This is a genomic window from Pseudomonas agarici, assembly GCF_001543125.1.
Lineage (GTDB): Bacteria > Pseudomonadota > Gammaproteobacteria > Pseudomonadales > Pseudomonadaceae > Aquipseudomonas > Aquipseudomonas agarici.
In genome coordinates this window covers 2,114,357-2,131,499 of the sequence record NZ_CP014135.1, presented here as the reverse complement: position 1 = coordinate 2,131,499, position 17,143 = coordinate 2,114,357, and the positions used below count along the sequence as shown (strand labels likewise).

The following is a 17,143-nucleotide window of genomic DNA, read 5'->3' as shown; positions in this document are numbered from 1 at the left end:
TACACATGAAAATCATGAGTTGAAGGCTGGCATGGTGACTGCAACGGTCTGATTAACTTCCACCACCAGAAGGAATTGAGTCATGACCAACTCGAACAAAGAAGCCATTTCGGTGCTCAATCATCTGATTGAAGTCAGCAAGGATGGCCAGGAAGGCTTCAAGACATGCGCCGAAGATATCAAGAGCCCCGAGCTCAAGGCGCTGTTCGTGCAGCTTTCGGGCGAGTGCGAGGCGGCGGCCGTGGAATTGCAGACCGAGGTGCGCAAGCTCGGCGGCGATCCGCAAACCTCCACCAGCGTCGCCGGTAGCCTGCACCGTCGTTGGGTGGACGTGAAGTCGTTGTTTACCGGCAAGGGCGAAGAAGCGGTGCTCAACGAGGCCGAACGCGGCGAGGACCATGCCAAGAAGGCTTATCAGGAGGCGCTGGAAAAGCTCGCCAAGCACAACCTGTTGGGCCTGCATGATCTGGTGAATCGTCAATACCAGAGCGTGCTGCGTAACCATGACCAGGTCAAGGTGCTGCGTAATATCGCTCGCGCCAGCTAAGACCTGAAGCTGTTGGAAAACGCCGGTTTATCCGGCGTTTTCTATGCGCGATCGACCATTCAGCCAATGGTGATGGGCGGCGGACTGGTCAGGGTCACGGTCTGCTGCTTACGCGGGGCGAGGATTTGCGCCTCGCCGTCGACCACCAGCTCATCGCGCTGGTTGAACACGCGGGTGGCGATACGCACACGAAACTTCGGTAGCTTCTCGAGGACCTCCAAGCGCACGGTCAGGGTGTCGCCAATCTTCACCGGCTTCTGGAAGTTCATTTGCTGGCCCAGGTAGATGGTGCCCGGTCCAGGCAGCTCGCAAGCCACCGCCGCGCTGATCAGCGCTCCGCTGAACATGCCATGGGCAATGCGTTCTTTGAACATGCTGGCGGCAGCGAATTCGGCATCCAAGTGCACCGGGTTGTGATCACCGGACATGGCGGCGAACAGCTGGATATCGCGTTCTTCCACGGTCTTGCTGTAGCTGGCGGTCTGGCCGACTTCGAGGGCCTCGTAAGGCGTATTGGTCACCTGGGTCATCTGATACTTGTCCTGTGAAGATTTAGTTAAAATCAACTCATTGATTTTAAACAAGAATAGCTATTCTGATCGTGCGGGTCGACGGTGTGCCAGGGTCTGCTGCAGCCATTGCAGCACATCGGCGGTCACTTCGTCGCGATTGGTTTCATTGAAAAGTTCATGCCGCGCCTGTGGGTAGACGCTCAATTGCAGGTTTTGGCTACCGGCTTGGCGCAAGGCATCGGCGAGATTCTGGAGGCGCTTGCCGTTACTGACGGGGTCGCGCTCACCGCCCATCACCAGTAGCGGCAGACCCGGGTCAATCTGCGTCAGATTCCGGGCCTTGCTGATCTGTTGCAGGCCGCCCAGCAGATCGATCCACAACTGATTGGTGCAACGGAAACCGCAGAGCGGGTCGTTGAGGTATTTGTCGACTTCCTCGGGGTCGCGGCTCAACCAGTCAAATGCCGTGCGGGTGGGTTTGAAGGCCTTATTGAACGAACCGAACGACAGCCAGTCGAGCAGCGCGCTACGGCCCCCGGCGCCCTGGCGCCAGCGTTCGCAGCGGGCAATCGTGGCGGCGGCGCGGTAGAGCGTCACGGGCTGGCAGTTCGAGCCGCTGAGGATTGCCCCTTGCAGGCTGGCGCTGTGATGCAGCAGATAGGCCTGGGCGATGTAGCTACCCATGCTGTGGCCGAGCAGGATGACCGGCAGGCCCGGATGCTGTTCGCCGATACGCTGATTGACGCTCGCCAGGTCGCTGACCACGGCGCACCAGCCATCCCGGTCGGCGAAATACCCGAGCACGCCGTGTTCGGCGGTCTTGCCGTGCCCGCGCTGATCATGGGCGTAGAGTCCGTAGCCCGCCTCGCACAGCGCCCCCGCCAGACGGGCATATCGCCCACTGTGCTCGGCCATGCCGTGGGACAGCAGGACCAGTGCTCTGGGCTCGCCCTCCGGCAACCAGCGATTGACGTAAAGGCGGCTCTGATCACTCACAGTCAGCCAGAAAGTGTCATGGATCATGGCGATTCCTTTGCTCAAGAAGAGACGGGCCCGGGAAGCATGCGCAGTCGATCCATTGTATAGCGCATCCTCATTGAGCATGCAGGTCATGCTGCGTATTGGCTGCAAGATTGATGATGTTGCTGACTGTGTCCGGCATATTTGCCTGACTCTACATTGCTGTTAACGTCCGCTAAGCGCCGCTTTTTTCGTTTTGCGCGAACGCAGCCCCGCAGAGGCTCAGGTAAGAGGATAAGAACAATGCAAGCTGATTTCTGGAATGACAAGCGCCCAGTCGGTGTGCCTCTGGATATCGACACAGGGGCTTACAAATCGGTGATCGAGGTCTTCGAGCGCTCATGCAAGAAATTCTCCGACCGTCCGGCCTTCAGCAACATGGGCGTGACCCTGACCTACGCCGAACTCGAACGCTACAGCGCGGCCTTTGCCGGTTACCTGCAAGCCAATACAGACCTGCAACCGGGCGACCGGATCGCCGTGCAGTTGCCTAATGTCCTGCATTATCCCATTGCGGTGTTCGGTGCCATGCGTGCCGGGCTGGTGGTGGTCAACACCAATCCGCTGTACACCGTGCGCGAGATGCGCCATCAGTTCGAGGACTCCGGCGCCCGGGCACTGGTGTACCTGAACCTCTTCGGTGCGCGGGTCGAGGAAGTATTGCCCGATACCCGGATCGAGTTCCTGATCGAAGCGAAGATGGGCGACCTGATGTCGCCGGCCAAGGGCTGGCTGACCAATCTGGTGGTCGACAAGGTGAAGAAGCTGGTAGCGCCTTACCAGTTGCCCCAGGCGATCTCCTTCAAGAGCGCCTTGCACCTGGGCCGTGGTCAGAGCATCCAGCCACTCAAGGTCAGCCTCGATGACATTGCGGTGTTGCAATACACCGGTGGCACCACCGGCTTGGCCAAGGGCGCTATGCTCAGCCACGGCAATCTGGTGGCGAACATGCAGCAGGCGCGGGCCTGCCTGTCCCAGCCGGGCCCCGACGGCCATCCGCTACTCAAGGAAGGCCAGGAAGTGATGATCGCGCCGTTGCCGCTTTATCACATCTATGCGTTCACCGCCAATTGCATGTGCATGATGGTCACCGGCAATCATAACGTGCTGATCAGCAACCCACGGGATATCGGCGGTTTTATCAAGGAACTGAAGAAGTGGCGCTTTTCCGCGTTGCTGGGACTCAATACCCTGTTTGTGGCCTTGATGGAGCACCCGGACTTCAAGACCCTGGACTTCTCCTGCCTGAAACTTACCAACTCCGGCGGCACCGCACTGGTCAAGGCCACCGCCGAGCGCTGGGAGAAAGTCACGGGCTGTCGCATCACCGAAGGTTACGGGCTGACCGAGACTTCACCGATTGTCTGCGCCAATCCCTATGGCAACGGGGGGCGGTTGGGCTCGGTCGGTATCCCGGTGCCGGGTACCGCCCTGCGGATCACCGATGAGCAGGGAATCGAACAGCCGTTGGGCCAGCCCGGTGAGTTGTGCATCAAGGGGCCCCAGGTGATGAAAGGCTACTGGCGGCAACCGCAAGCGACGGCCGAGGTGCTGGATGCCGAGGGCTGGTTTAAAAGTGGCGATATCGCCGTGATCGACCCGGATGGTTTTGTCCGTATTGTCGATCGCAAGAAGGACATGATCATCATCTCCGGCTTCAATGTATACCCGAATGAAATCGAAGACGTGATAATGGCTCACCCGAAAGTCGCCAACTGCGCGGTGATTGGCGTTGCGGACGAACGTTCGGGTGAGGCGGTGAAGTTGTTCGTGGTCGCGCGGGAAGCGGGGATCAGCGTTGAAGAACTGCGGGCTTACTGCAAGGAAAACTTCACGGGCTACAAAATACCCAAGCATATCGTGCTGCGTGATTCGCTGCCGATGACACCGGTGGGCAAGATTCTGCGGCGGGAGCTGCGCGATAGCGTCTGAGTAGGGGATAGACGGGATATCGAGGCTTCTTCGCGGGTCAACCCGGTTGCGACATTCGAAATAACGATACGGCTACGAACGACGGGGCGGGGCTTGCCCGCGAAGCTTTAAAAGGCCCGAAATACCTGGATAAGAGCGCAAATTAACGAAATTGAATTTTCGCTCTAAAAGTGACCGTTTTCTATCATTTGGTCGCGTTTATGACCGTAGGACCCTTCTTTGGCTCTAGGCGACCCTGGGCAAAGCTGCTACTCTCGGCGCGCTTTGTGACTTCTCGGCGTAAGTTAAAGCCAGATTCACTTCATAAAAAACACAGATAAATAACAATCGCATCAAATGCGGTGCTGAATTCGCGTTGCTGAGGGGTGGGTTTCCATGATCGAAGACTTTTGGAAGGACAAGTATCCAGCTGGGATTGCTGCCAATATCAATCCGGATGAGTACCCGAATGTTCAGACGGTACTGAAACAGTCTTGCCAACGATTCGCCAGCAAGCCAGCCTTTAGCAACCTCGGCAAGACCCTCACCTATGGTGAGTTGTATGAGTTGTCCGGTGCGTTCGCTGCCTACCTGCAACAGCATACGGACCTGCAGCCAGGTGATCGGATTGCCTTGCAGTTACCGAACCTGCTGCAATACCCGATCGCCGTATTCGGTGCCATTCGCGCTGGGCTGATTGTGGTCAACACCAACCCGTTGTATACCGCGCGGGAAATGGAGCACCAGTTCAACGACTCCGGCGCCAAGGCATTGGTGTGTCTGGCGAACATGGCGCACCTGGCCGAAGCGGTAGTGCCCAAGACATCGGTCAAGCACATCATTGTCACTGAAGTTGCCGACCTGTTGCCACCGCTCAAGCGTCTGCTGATCAACAGCGTGGTTAAATATGTGAAGAAACTGGTGCCAGCCTATCAGTTACCCAAGGCCGTCAAGTTCAACGACGTGCTGAGCAAGGGGCGGGGCCTGGCGGTTAACGAAGCCAATCCGGTCGGCAGCGATGTCGCGGTGCTGCAATACACCGGTGGTACCACAGGCGTGGCCAAGGGCGCGATGTTGACCCATCGTAACCTGGTGGCGAATATGTTGCAGTGCAAGGCGCTGATGGGCTCGAACCTCAACGAAGGTTGCGAGATCGTCATCACTCCGTTGCCGCTGTATCACATCTATGCCTTCACCTTTCATTGCATGGCAATGATGCTGATCGGCAATCACAACATTCTGATCAGTAACCCGCGCGACCTGTCGGCAATGGTCAAGGAACTGTCCAAGTGGAAGTTCAGCGCTTTCGTCGGCCTCAACACCTTGTTCGTCGCCCTGTGCAACAACGAGGCGTTCCGCAAGCTGGACTTTTCCGCGCTCAAGCTCACCCTGTCAGGTGGCATGGCGCTGCAACTGGCAGCGGGCGAGTGCTGGCGGGAAGCCACTGGCTGCGCGATCTGTGAAGGTTACGGCATGACCGAAACCAGCCCGGTAGCCACGGTGAACCCGAGCCAGAAGAACCAGGCCGGAACCATTGGCATCCCGGTGCCATCGACCCTGTGCAAGGTGATCAACGAGGAGGGCGTCGAGCAAGCCTTCGGTGAAATCGGCGAGCTGTGCATCAAGGGCCCGCAGGTGATGAAAGGCTACTGGCAGTGCCAGGGCGCCACCGATGAGGTTCTCGACAGCGAGGGCTGGCTGAAGACCGGCGATATCGCCGTTATTGCGCCGGACGGCTACATCCGCATTGTCGATCGCAAGAAGGACATGATCCTGGTGTCCGGTTTCAACGTTTATCCGAACGAGCTGGAAGACGTACTGGCGACCTTGCCGGGTGTGTTGCAATGCGCGGCTATCGGCGTGCCGGACGAGAAGTCGGGTGAGGTGATCAAGATTTTCGTCGTTGCCAAGCCAGGTGTGACTCTGACCAAAGAACAGGTGATGGCGCATATGCGGGCCAGTGTGACGGCCTACAAAATACCCAAATTCGTTGAGTTCCGCGATGCATTGCCGACCACCAACGTCGGCAAGATCTTGCGCCGCGAGTTGCGCGATGAAGTGCTGAAGAAACTGGCGATGAAGAAAACTGCCTGACGCTGCATAAACGACCAAGCCCCGCGACGCGGGGCTTGGTCGTTTATGGCCGGTTGACTGGCGCAGAACCTGTGGCGAGCGGGCTTGGCGGAACGCCGCACCGCCGCGCTCGGTTGCGAAGCGGTGGTAAAGTTCGATCATCGCGCTCTACCCGAGGCGCCGCGATTAATGGTGTCAGGAGCGCTCTACTCGTCCTCAGTGAGCCGTATCGCCTGCCAGCAGATCACTGCTGGAACTGTGCGAACCCCACGCCAGCACCGGCAGGTCGCACGTCCTTGAGGAACGAGTCCTTGTCGGCGCTCAGTTCCAGACTTAGCTGCGGCTTGCGCTTGCCGGCGTTGCGCACCACCAGGCCTTCCATTCGCTCACGCAAGAACGCTGTCGGCACCTTCAGGTGCAGCAGTTCGTCGGTGCTCGGGGTGTGTAACAGTAGGTGCACCCATTCGTATTGGCCGATCGCCAGGCGCGCCAGGGGAATATCGAACCACCAGATATTTCGGTTACGGCTCAACTCCGTGAAGTGGCAGTTGTTCACGCCAAGCACCGCACTGCCCAGCTCCTGGTTTCTACGAGCAATGGCCTGTTTTTTATCGAGTTTCATCACTTTCCTACCGTTATCGACCTTCAGCGCCCTAGTGGCCTGTGTGGTGAGTTCTATGAGTCAATTTCGGCGCCACCGGCCCCTGGCCGGCGTTGCTGTTTCTTGCCATAGCCCGGCTATGACTCGTCACAGCGCCTTGGCCATGGACGCGTGGCATCCGAACTTGAGCTAACGAACTCACCGTACAGGCCACTAGCCTGAATCTGGCGGGTATTCTCGTGGCTCTGCGGGCAAACATAAAGGCAAACCTGTTGTCTGTGATGAACAACCGGTCGAAAATAATTGAAACTCCACGCAAAACCCTCGGGTCAATCCTGATGTCGGGACACTGACGACCCGCATTTACTGATGGAGAACGACCATGAGCGATACTGGCGATAAGATCAAAGGCACAGCAAATCAAGCGATTGGTAAGGTCAAGCAAGCCGTCGGCAAAGCCGTCGACGACAACAGTTTGCGCGCCGAAGGCCAGGCCCAGGAAATAAAGGGCGACGCGCAGAAAGCGGTAGGCAAGACCAAGGAGGCGATCAAGAAGGCCGTCGATCAATAGGCCGCGTTCCGCGACACAAGAACGGCCATCCCAGGATGGTCGTTCTTGTGTCGCGGACACACGAGCAAAACAGAGAAATTGTTTAGCACTTGCCAACTACGTTACCGTGAGCGAAAAACTCACCTTTGAGTCGCCTGTCGACTGTCCCCGATGAATGCGGCGAAAGGAGACGCTATGATTTTTCCGGACCTGCGTGGTCTTCCCTTGCACCGTGTGTTGATACGCACGGTTCAGGAGTTCGTCGTCGACGAAATGTCGACCTATGCCTCGGCACTGGCCTACCAGATGCTGTTTTCGTTGTTCCCCTTCCTGTTGTTCCTGATTGCCCTGATCGGTTTCCTGCATCTGCCGGACTTCTTCACCTGGCTGCGGCTGCAGTCGGAGCTGGTACTGCCGCCCCAGGCGCTGGACCAGGTCAACCCGGTGATCGACCAGTTGCAGCAATCCAAGGGCGGCTTGCTTTCGGTGGGTATCGTCATCGCCCTGTGGACTGCCTCGGCTGGCGTGCGGCTGATGATGAGCGCGATGAACGCCGCCTACGACGTGGTTGAGGCTCGGCCGATCTGGAAGCGTTTTCCGTTGTCGATCTTCTACACTGTGGGCATCGCCGGCATGTTGCTGGCTGCGGCTGCGCTGATGGTCCTTGGACCGCAGGTGATGAGCTGGCTGGCCGGACAGATCGGCATGGAAGACTTCGTCGTCACCCTCTGGACCATCCTGCGCTGGCCGGTGATCGTGCTGTTGTTGATGTTTGCAGTGGCCCTGATGTACTACGTGATGCCGGACGTGAAGCAAAAATTCGTGTTTATTACCCCAGGCTCCGTACTGGCGGTGGTGGTGTGGATCGTGGCTTCGCTGGGCTTTGGTTATTACGTGAAAACCTTCGCCGATTACAACGCGATGTATGGCAGTATCGGTGCGATCATCGTGCTCCTGCTGTACTTCTATATTTCGGCGGCGGTGCTGCTGTTGGGCGCGGAAATGAATGCGGTGATCGAACACATGTCGTCCGAAGGCAAGAACCCCGGCGAGAAGGACTTCCACGCACACGATGACAAGCTGCCCGTCTGCGGACTGGGGCGCGACCACTCCCTGAAACCGACTACTGACGAAGCCCGATCATGATCCGTGAAATCCTGAAAATGGGCGATGAGCGCCTGCTGCGTGTTGCCCCGCCGGTTCCCTCGGAGATGTTCGACACCCCTGAGCTCTGGCAATTGATCGACGACATGTTTCAGACCATGGAGCATGTCGGCGGGGTCGGCCTGGCCGCGCCACAGATCGGTGTCGACCTGCAACTGGTGATCTTCGGTTTTGAACACAGCGAACGTTATCCGGACGCCGAAGCAGTGCCCCAGACGATCTTGATCAATCCGCTGATTACGCCTCTGGGGCCGGAGTTGGAGGAGGGCTGGGAAGGTTGCCTGTCGGTACCAGGGCTGCGCGGCGCGGTGGATCGTTACACGCACATCCGCTACGAAGGTTTCACGCCCAAGGGCCAGCCGCTGGTGCGGGTCGCCGAGGGTTTTCACGCACGTGTCGTGCAGCACGAATGCGACCACTTGATCGGTCGTTTGTACCCGTCGCGGATCAGCGATTTTCGCAAATTCGGTTTTACCGACGTGCTGTTCCCCGACCTCGATCCTGCCGCCGACTGAGAAAGACGCCGAAGAGGCTATCACGCGACGCCAAGCGGCCGATCAGATTATTTCTCGGTCGGTCCAATCGACGGTTCTACGCCCAGGGCAACCAACGGCTTGCTGCGCGAGTAGCGGGCCAGACGGTCCTCCAGGGCTTGCGGGAGTGCCTGCGCGGGGCTGAAGCCCAGGCGTGCATAGAAGCCTTGCAAGTGCGGATGACAGAGCAACCAGACCGGACCTTTAGCCTCGCGTCGCGCCCGGGCGATCAACGCGCTGGCGATGCCTTGACCTCTCCAGCGCGGATCGACCAACAGGCCGGTCAGCCAGCAACCTTCAGCGACTGGCGTGAGGCACAGCCCGGCGATGATCTCCTGGTGCCGCGCGACCCACAGTTGCCCGTTGCCGGCTGAACGCATCGACGAATTGTGGGCGCGATAGAACTTGTTCAGCAGCGGTCGCAGCGGCTCCGGGAGCAGGGCGTAGTCAGTGTTTGGCATGGGGCTCGGGCAACGGCGAGATGGAGGTCGATTATAAAAGAACCGACGCCTGCGGATAGGTGTATACCTGAATCTAAATCCCGACGGAGTGCGCATCATGAGCAAAGGTATGGATTCAAAGAAAGCCGCGAAGAAGAAACCGGCCAAGACCGCCGACGAGAAACGGGCGCAAAAGAAGGTCAAGAAGGCCAACGTGTTCGGCCATTGAGCGCCTCGTTCTAAGCTGATAACCCATCGATCTGCAAGATTTTGCCTCGGTAATGCACACCAGAGGATAAAGCCGAGGTTTGTCCCTCGGCCCGTCCTGTGCGAAGCCGATCGATGCCCCATTACTTCGACCCTGTTCACCGTGAAGAAATCCTTTCTCTGTCCCGCACCTTTACCGGTCGTACCGAGTGGCCGACCTGGTTGTTGCTGGTCGCTGTCTATGGCGGTTGGTTCGCCACTTTGCTCGGCAGTCACCACTTGGGGCTGTGGCCGAGCACGATGTTACTGATTGTGCTGGTCGCCTGGTGGCTGTCGGTGCAGCACGAACTGCTTCACGGTCACCCGACGCGATTTGTTGGGTTGAACAAGCTGTTGGGCTACGCGCCGTTTGCCGTCTGGTATCCCTACACCCTTTATCGTGACAGCCACCTGCTCCATCACCACGACGAAGACTTGACCTTGCCTGGCATCGATCCGGAGAGCCGTTATCTGCGACAGCAGGACTGGCAGCGCTGTTCGCTGTTCAAAAAGGGCCTGTACCGATTGAACAAGACGGTCTTCGGCCGTTTGTTGGTGGGCGCGCCGTTGGCCTTGCTCAGCTTGGTGCAAGAGCAAGGCCAGCGCTTGCGGCGCGGCGAGCGCAGGGTCTGGCTGATGTGGCTGAGCCATGGCGCGTTGACTGTGCTGATGCTGGTGTTTGTTGCCCGCCACAGCATTGTCCCGGTCTGGCACTACCTGCTGCTGGTTAGCATTCCCGCGCTGTCGGTGGCGATGTTGCGTTCCTACTACGAGCATCGCCCCCACGCCGAACCCGAGCAGCGCACGGTGATTAACGAGGCCGGCTGGCCCTTGAGCTGGCTGTTTCTCAACAATAACCTGCACCTGACCCACCACGACCTGCCGAAATTGCCCTGGTACTTCCTGCCCAGGGTCTACCGCGCACGTCGTGAACAGTGGCTGGCGCGCAGCGGCGGCTTTCTCGTAAAAGGCTATGGCGAACTGTGGCGCCGCCATGCCGTGAGCGCCATCGACAGTCCCCAACACCCATTTTCTTGAGGAGCCGCGATGACCGCGTGCTACGCCGAATTGCCCATGTACGTAGCCCCGCCACCTGTGCAGCGGGCTAACGAACAATGGCTTGGGCGGATTCTCGACACGCTTGCCGTCCACCGCCGCTCGGCCCAAGACCTGGACCTGATGCAGCTCTGGCTGTCCCCGCAGCTGTTACTGACTCAGACCTGTGGCTATCCGTTAATGACGTTACTGCGTGGTCGGGTGACGATTATCGGACGGCCGCGCTACGAACTACCCGACGCCAGCGGTGGCAATCATTGCAGCCTGCTGCTGACCTCGCAGGGTAACTCGCGCACGACCCTGGAGGACTTTCGCGGCAGTCGCGCAGTGCTCAACGACGAAGGCTCCAACAGCGGCATGAATCTGTTGCGTCAGCGCCTGGCACCGTTGCAGCGCGACGGTCGGTTCTTCGCCAGTGTCGATAGCAGTGGCAGTCACCGCGAAAGCTTGCGCTGGCTGCGCGAGAATCTGGCCGACCTGGCGGCGGTAGACAGCGTGACATTCGCCTACCTGGCGCGGTTCGCCCCGCAGGAGGTGGCGGGGCTGCGAGTGGTGGCACGCAGTGCGCCGAGCCCCTGTCTGCCTTATATCGGGCCGGCTGGCCTGGACGAAGAACAGCTCGAGCGGTTGCGTGAGGTGATGAACCAGGCCTTGTGCGAATTGGCCCACGTGGCCGACGTGCTGGGCTTGGAGGAAGTGCTGGCCGCTAGCGAAGCGGATTACCAGCTACTCCTCGATTACCGGGATGAAGCGGCTGCGCTTGGGTTTGCGCAACTGCGTTAAGACCTCCCGGGCTGCAGCCCAGGACAGCCGTATTGCTTATCGATTTCCACCGAGGGAGCAGGTCACTAAAAATTCAAAAATGGAATATAAAAATGCATTTTAAATATTATTAAAGAATAAGCCGTGTTGGTAGCATCCTGCCACCGGAACACCGGACATGCAGAGCAACTCTCTTGACCTGGAGCCATTATGTCCGGCGCCGACACACCTCACCGCGATTACGTGGGCGGTTTATTCCACGCTCATTACGATTGGCTTTGCGCCCGTTTGCGCCGCCATCTCGATTCCAGCGCCAGCGCCGAAGACATCGCTGCCGATACCTTCGCGCAACTGCTGATGGCTGCGGATAGCTTGCCGATTCGCCAACCCCGAGCGTTGCTGACCACCATCGCGCAACGACTGATGTATCAGCTCTGGCGCCGCCGTGACCGGGAGCGCGCCTACCTCGACGCCCGGCAACAGGAGGACGACGCGCAGGTGCCCTCGCCGGAAGACTTGGCTCAGTTGCTCGAAGCACTGGAGACCGTCGACCGCCTGCTCAACGGTCTGCCGGACAAGGTCAAGGCCACCTTCCTGTTGTCCCAGGCCAATGGCCTGACCTATCCCGAAATCGCGCTCGAGCTGGGCATATCTCAGCGCTCGGTCAGCGACTATATGACTCGGGCAACCAACCGTTGCCTGCGTGCGCCGCTCAACTCGGATGAGTCGCGACCAGGACCGGGAGCCGCTGATCGAAGAGGCTGCGTGCTGGATCGTCGAGTTACGTTCCGGCCAGGCCCTCGACGCCGACGGGCGCACTCAGACGTGGGGCGGACCTTGAGTCCGGCATAGCGGCTTGGTTCTAAGACCCTAACCAAAGGGTCTGCAAGTTTTTCGCCGGTTACGGCACATCACTCTTGTAGGCGCTGCCGAGAGAGCAGCGTTGTTCGATTCCATGGAGGAGTCATTTTGCTTTCGTTCAACATCACGACATGCCTGCGTCACTCACTTCAAGCGCTGGTCATCGCTCCACTGGCCAGTCTGCTGTGCGCCACCGGCGCCTACGCGGTGGAAGATACCGTGCAGAACGCCCAAGCCGATGCCACGGTACCTGCCAGCGAGGCGGCGGCGCCGACCCTCGACCGGATCGTCGCCCTCGGCACCCGCCGTAACGATGCCACGGCACTGACCAGCGCCGCGCCGGTGGATGTACTCACCAGCGAAGAGCTGAAACAGACCGGCGCCACCAGCCTCAACCAAGCGCTGTTCCAGTTGCTGCCGTCGTTCAACTATCCGCAGAACCAGAGCGCGACCCGTGGGCAAAACCCCAAGGGTGCCTCACTGCGCGGCCTGGCTCCGGACCAGACGCTGGTGCTGATCAACGGCAAGCGTCGGCATGCCTCGGCGGTGGTGAACATCTCCGGCGGCGTGCCGTTCGTTGGCGCCCAGCCGGTGGACCTGGACATGATTCCCCTGAGCGCCATCGACCATGTCGAGGTGCTGCGCGACGGTGCTTCGGCGCAGTACGGTTCCGACGCGGTAGCGGGCGTGGTGAATATCGTGCTCAAGGAGCGCGACAGTGGCGGCCAGCTCAACAGCCAGTTGGGCAAGTACGCCCAGGGCGATGGTTTCAGCAAGACCGCCGATGGCTGGTACGGCATCGGCTTGCCAGGGGACGGCTTCTTGACCTTGAGCTTCAACAGCCTGAACAACCGTCCCGATGATATCGGCGACAAGTACCTTGCCGATGGCCGCGAGCAGGACCCGCGTTGGGGCGCCGCCGGGCGCAACAAATACAACTTGGTGGCGAATGCCGAGGTGGGCTTGAGCGATCAGTGGCGCCTCTACAGCTTCGCCACCTTTGGTCAGGACACCTCGGTCAACAACACGCCACCGCTGCTGGCGGGTAGCTCGGACAATGTGGCGGCCATCTACCCCAACGGGACGATTCCCAAATACCGCTACCGCTATGAAGACGGCGCGCTGACTGTCGGCAGTCGTTACGAGGATGCGAGTCTGGGACGCTTCGATCTGAGCGCCACCTACGGTCGCGATACCCACGACGAACTGGCCTTCAACACGCTCAACCCGAGCTTCGGTGCGAACAGTCCCACCAAGTTCGACGTGGCGACGCTGGTCAACGAACAGACCAACCTCAGCCTGGATTACGCCAAGGACCTGGATGTCGACTGGTCGAAGCATCCGCTGACGGTCTCTGCTGGCGTCGCCTACCGCAATGAACGTTACCGGCTCGAAGCAGGGGATACCCAATCCTATTCGTTCGGCGGGATCAACGGGGTCCAGGTGGGCGCGGTACAGGCTTCGGGGTTGACCCCGGACGATGCCGGGACCTATACACGGAATGTCGGCGGGGTGTATTTCGGCCTGGAAAACCAGTTGACCGACAAGTTCCAGTTCGGTCTGGCCGGGCGTACCGAGCATTACTCGGACTTCGGTTCCGCGACCACCGGCAAGGTCTCGGCACGGTATGACTTCACGCCGCAGGTAGGCCTGCGCGCCACCGTCAACAACGCCTACCGTGCTCCGACCTTGGGGCAGATCGGCACCTCCTGGACCACCACGACCAACGTCGATATCAATGGCAGCCCAGTGCTGACCCGTATGCTACCGGCCGACAACCCGGCTGCCCGAGCCTTGGGCGCGCAGTCATTGAAACCGGAAAAATCCACTAACTTCTCCCTTGGCCTGGTGCTACGTCCGAGCGACCAGGCCTCGCTGACCGTCGATGCTTACCAGATCAGCATTCGCGATCGCCTGCTCTACAGCGGTGGCATTTCCGGTCCACGGGCCGAGCAGATTCTCCAGGCTGCCGGCTATGGCCAGTACACCTGGGCGCAGTTCATGACCAACGCCGCCGACACCCGCACCCGTGGCGTGGACATCGTCGGCAAATACAACCTCGATCTGCAACAGTACGGCGGCGTGACCCTGAGCGCGGGCTACACCAAGGCCAAGACTATCATCGAGCGTATCAACGCCAACCCTTACGGCTTCGACGTGCTGACCCGCGAGGCACGCGGCTTCCTCGAACACGGCTACCCGGAAGACAAGCTGGTGTTCGGTGCGATTCACCGTTACGGCCCATGGACCGTGGCCCTGAACGAGACCCGGTATGGCCAGTATCGCAAATACGCGGCCGCCGAAACCAATGCCCAATACGATCAGACCTTTTCCGCCCAGTGGACCACCGATCTGGATGTGAATTACGCGTTCAACAAGCAACTGCGCCTGTCGGTCGGGGCCAACAACCTGTTCAGCAGCACCCCGGACGACTTCAACAAGCAACTGCGTCAGACGCCGGGCCAGCGATACAGCTTCCTGTCGCCCACGGCACCGGAGGGGGCCTTCTATTACACCCGGTTGAGTTACGACTTCTGAACCTGGGCGCTACCTGGGATCGATCAATCAAGACGGTTTTTTGCTTCATTCAACATAACGCCAAACCATCATGAGGTAACTATGACATCCATCAAGACCCTGCTTGGCAGTGTTCTATTGGCCCTGGGGTTAGGGATCGGACTGGTGGCGGGCACGGCTCTGGCCGCCGAACCCGCGACCTTGCGTATCGGCTACCAGAAAAGCTCGGTGAGCATGGTGCTGGCCCGCGAGCACAAACTGCTCGATCAGGCCCTACCCGGGACCCAGGTGCAGTGGGTCGAGTTTCCCAGTGGTCCACAACTGATCGAAGCCCTGAACGGCGGGAGCCTGGATATCGGCAATATCGGCGATATCCCGCCGATCTTTGCCCAAGCCGCCGGTATCGATCTGGTGTATATCGGCGTCGAGCCCGCCGACGGCAGAGCCGAGGCCATTGTCGTGCCCAAGGCCAGCGACGTTCGGCGCGTGGCGGACCTCAAAGGCAAGCGCGTGGCCCTGGTCAAGGGCTCCAGCGCCCACAACCTGTTCCTCAAGAGCCTGATCAAGGCTGGTCTGCAGCTTAGCGATGTAAACCTGGCCTATCTATCACCGGCCGATGCCCGAGCTGCTTTTGAACAGGGCAAGCTGGATGCCTGGGTGATCTGGGACCCGTACTATTCGGCGGCCTTGCTGGACGGTAGCGCCCGCCTGCTCAGTGATGGCCAGGGGCTCAGCTTCGGCGGCTCGCTGTATGTTGCCGCGGGTGCCTTTGCCCGCCAGCATCCGCAGAGTATCGCCCCGCTGCTCAAGGCGTTCGGCCAGGCCCAGCAACAGTCCTTCGACCAGGCGCCGGCGAGCATCGACCTGATGACCCAGGCCCTTGGCCTGCAACGGGCGGTGATCGAGCGCTATTTCGAGCATCGCTCGCGGGCGCCGCTGCGGGCCATCGACCCGGACACCCTCGATACGCAACAACGCACCGCCGATCTGTTCTTTGCCAATGGCCTGATCCCCAAGGCCATCAACGTGCAGCAGATTGTCTTCAAGGCCGACTGAACCATGCACGAAAAGCAGCTTCCCTGATGGCTGACCTTGTCCTTAGCTATGGAGTGCCTGCACGGGTACGGGGATATTGAAGGTCTGGAAGCTGTCGTCCAGCGGTTGATATCCCAGCACCCGGATGGTCTCGCTCAAGTCCAGGCGTTTAAAGCGATTGTTGGAAATCCCATGGGCCACCAGGTGCTGGACGTCCTCTACTTCAATGGCCCGTTGCAGTAACTGCACGGCATCGCGCGGACTGAGCCAGGTGTTCAGATCGACGTGGTGCAGGTCCTGGCTGTCGGGAAACTCGAAGGCACCGATGCGCAGGGCAATAGTCGACAGACCACGGCGTGCGGCATAGAACGCGCACAAGGCCTCGCCATAACATTTGCTCACGCCATACAGGTTGGCGGGCATCACTGGCATACCCGAGGTCACCTGGCGATCCTGCGCATACCCTTCGATGGTCTGCGCGCTGCTGGCGAACACCACGCGCCTGCACTTGGCCCTGGCGGCGGCTTCCAGAAGGTAGGTGGTAGCCGTGATATTGTTCGGCAGCAGTTCTTCGAAGGACGAGTCCGGATAGGGAATTCCCGCCAGGTGTACCACCACATCGATGCCGTCGACGAGTGCATTCACCTCATCCTTGTGGTCCAGGTCCAGCCGGACAAAACGATGCGCGCCGATGGCAAAGTCCGGTTGGTGGCGGTCGGCGAGGACAAAGTCATAACGATGCTGCGCCGCTAGGAAGAAGGTCTTGCCAATGCGGCCACAGGCGCCTGTAAGCAGGACTCTGAGCGGATTCATACTGACTTCCTTGTAAAAAATCTGACAGGGAGATGACAGTTCAGTGAATACTCACGATAGACCATTGCTCGAACCCTGGCCGAAAATCGCCGGACTTGGAGGGTGTCAGATCAGCGATAAACTTCTTTTCGGTTGCGGGCTGCTTGTCGACTTTGCACAACGGATTCGTTGCGATATCGGTGTACTCAATCGTCCAAGATAAGGTTGTTCCTCATGTGCGCCGCCGAATGCACGGCTTCCTGCCCCTTGTGAGCGCGTTCAAGGACTTCGGCGCCGAGGTAATAGTCCTCCCTGTCGGCCAAGCCTTGATCGGTGCATCAGTCAGCCATTTCAATCTCTTATAGAGACCATTCCTACGCCGTGTAGTCAGGCCGTCCTCTTAATTCCCGGTCTTCGTTCATGTTCCGATGGGCGTCCCTGTTCGCACGGAACGCACCGGCATGACCGACACCTACTGGGCCGCCCGCGAAGGCGATGCCCTGCTGCACACCGCGCCGATGGC

Annotated in this window: 15 protein-coding genes and 1 pseudogene; 11 read left to right on the top strand and 5 right to left on the bottom strand. The window is 59.5% G+C overall.

The features are described 5' to 3' along the window. Window positions 1-82 precede the first annotated feature (82 nt). Complete coding sequence (locus AWM79_RS09395) at window positions 83-547, top strand: ferritin-like domain-containing protein (protein ID WP_017131625.1); 465 nt, start codon at window positions 83-85, stop codon at window positions 545-547. Window positions 548-606: 59 nt separating this feature from the next. Here the strand turns inward: AWM79_RS09395 and AWM79_RS09390 are convergent, their stop codons facing one another. Both AWM79_RS09390 and AWM79_RS09385 read right to left on the bottom strand, forming a co-directional pair. After that, window positions 607-1,077, bottom strand: coding sequence for a MaoC family dehydratase (locus AWM79_RS09390; protein WP_017131624.1), 471 nt, complete (start codon window positions 1,075-1,077; stop codon window positions 607-609). Between the two features lie 60 nt (window positions 1,078-1,137). Then, window positions 1,138-2,082, bottom strand: a complete 945-nt coding sequence (locus AWM79_RS09385) for an alpha/beta hydrolase (protein WP_017131623.1) — start codon at window positions 2,080-2,082, stop codon at window positions 1,138-1,140. A 240-nt stretch (window positions 2,083-2,322) separates the two neighbouring features. Here AWM79_RS09385 and fadD2 point away from each other — a divergent pair, with 240 nt between their 5' ends. After that, window positions 2,323-4,011 (top strand): long-chain-fatty-acid--CoA ligase FadD2, encoded by a 1,689-nt coding sequence (gene fadD2, locus AWM79_RS09380; RefSeq protein WP_060782681.1) that lies wholly within the window; start codon window positions 2,323-2,325, stop codon window positions 4,009-4,011. 375 nt (window positions 4,012-4,386) lie between these two features. Further along, window positions 4,387-6,084, top strand: coding sequence for a long-chain-fatty-acid--CoA ligase FadD1 (gene fadD1 / locus AWM79_RS09375; protein ID WP_060782680.1), 1,698 nt, complete (start codon window positions 4,387-4,389; stop codon window positions 6,082-6,084). Window positions 6,085-6,307: 223 nt separating this feature from the next. Here the strand turns inward: fadD1 and AWM79_RS09370 are convergent, their stop codons facing one another. Further along, window positions 6,308-6,685: a hypothetical protein gene (locus AWM79_RS09370; protein WP_017131620.1), complete on the bottom strand. Its 378-nt coding sequence runs from the start codon at window positions 6,683-6,685 to the stop codon at window positions 6,308-6,310. A gap of 361 nt (window positions 6,686-7,046) precedes the next feature. On the opposite strand from AWM79_RS09370, the gene AWM79_RS09365 reads away from it, so the two are divergent. The 3 genes from AWM79_RS09365 to def all read left to right on the top strand — a co-directional run bounded on the left by AWM79_RS09365 (window position 7,047) and on the right by def (window position 8,893). Further along, entirely contained in the window at window positions 7,047-7,235 is a 189-nt protein-coding gene (locus AWM79_RS09365) for a CsbD family protein (RefSeq protein ID WP_017131619.1), read from the top strand. 174 nt (window positions 7,236-7,409) lie between these two features. Continuing rightward, a complete protein-coding gene (locus AWM79_RS09360; RefSeq protein ID WP_017131618.1) occupies window positions 7,410-8,360 on the top strand; it encodes a YihY/virulence factor BrkB family protein in 951 nt (316 codons plus the stop codon). Next, complete coding sequence (gene def, locus AWM79_RS09355; RefSeq protein WP_017131617.1) at window positions 8,357-8,893, top strand: peptide deformylase; 537 nt, start codon at window positions 8,357-8,359, stop codon at window positions 8,891-8,893. The genes AWM79_RS09360 and def overlap by 4 nt, the downstream gene beginning before the upstream one ends. A gap of 47 nt (window positions 8,894-8,940) precedes the next feature. On the opposite strand, the gene AWM79_RS09350 is transcribed toward def, so the two are convergent. After that, complete coding sequence (locus tag AWM79_RS09350; RefSeq protein WP_017131616.1) at window positions 8,941-9,372, bottom strand: GNAT family N-acetyltransferase; 432 nt, start codon at window positions 9,370-9,372, stop codon at window positions 8,941-8,943. A gap of 321 nt (window positions 9,373-9,693) precedes the next feature. On the opposite strand from AWM79_RS09350, the gene AWM79_RS09345 reads away from it, so the two are divergent. From AWM79_RS09345 to AWM79_RS09325, 5 genes and pseudogenes are all read left to right on the top strand, one after another. Beyond that, the gene (locus AWM79_RS09345; protein WP_017131614.1) at window positions 9,694-10,635 is read left to right on the top strand and encodes a fatty acid desaturase; all 942 of its coding nucleotides are present in this window, start codon (window positions 9,694-9,696) and stop codon (window positions 10,633-10,635) included. 9 nt (window positions 10,636-10,644) lie between these two features. Further along, entirely contained in the window at window positions 10,645-11,436 is a 792-nt protein-coding gene (locus AWM79_RS09340) for a phosphate/phosphite/phosphonate ABC transporter substrate-binding protein (protein ID WP_060782679.1), read from the top strand. Between the two features lie 189 nt (window positions 11,437-11,625). Next, a pseudogene (locus AWM79_RS09335) lies at window positions 11,626-12,120 on the top strand (sigma-70 family RNA polymerase sigma factor); the annotation flags it as partial. 264 nt (window positions 12,121-12,384) lie between these two features. Next, window positions 12,385-14,814, top strand: coding sequence for a TonB-dependent receptor domain-containing protein (locus tag AWM79_RS09330; RefSeq protein ID WP_425262051.1), 2,430 nt, complete (start codon window positions 12,385-12,387; stop codon window positions 14,812-14,814). 81 nt (window positions 14,815-14,895) lie between these two features. Then, a complete protein-coding gene (locus AWM79_RS09325; protein ID WP_017131610.1) occupies window positions 14,896-15,849 on the top strand; it encodes an aliphatic sulfonate ABC transporter substrate-binding protein in 954 nt (317 codons plus the stop codon). A 42-nt stretch (window positions 15,850-15,891) separates the two neighbouring features. Here the strand turns inward: AWM79_RS09325 and AWM79_RS09320 are convergent, their stop codons facing one another. Continuing rightward, the gene (locus AWM79_RS09320) at window positions 15,892-16,641 is read right to left on the bottom strand and encodes an NAD-dependent epimerase/dehydratase family protein (RefSeq protein WP_060782678.1); all 750 of its coding nucleotides are present in this window, start codon (window positions 16,639-16,641) and stop codon (window positions 15,892-15,894) included. Between the last annotated feature and the right edge of the window lie 502 nt (window positions 16,642-17,143).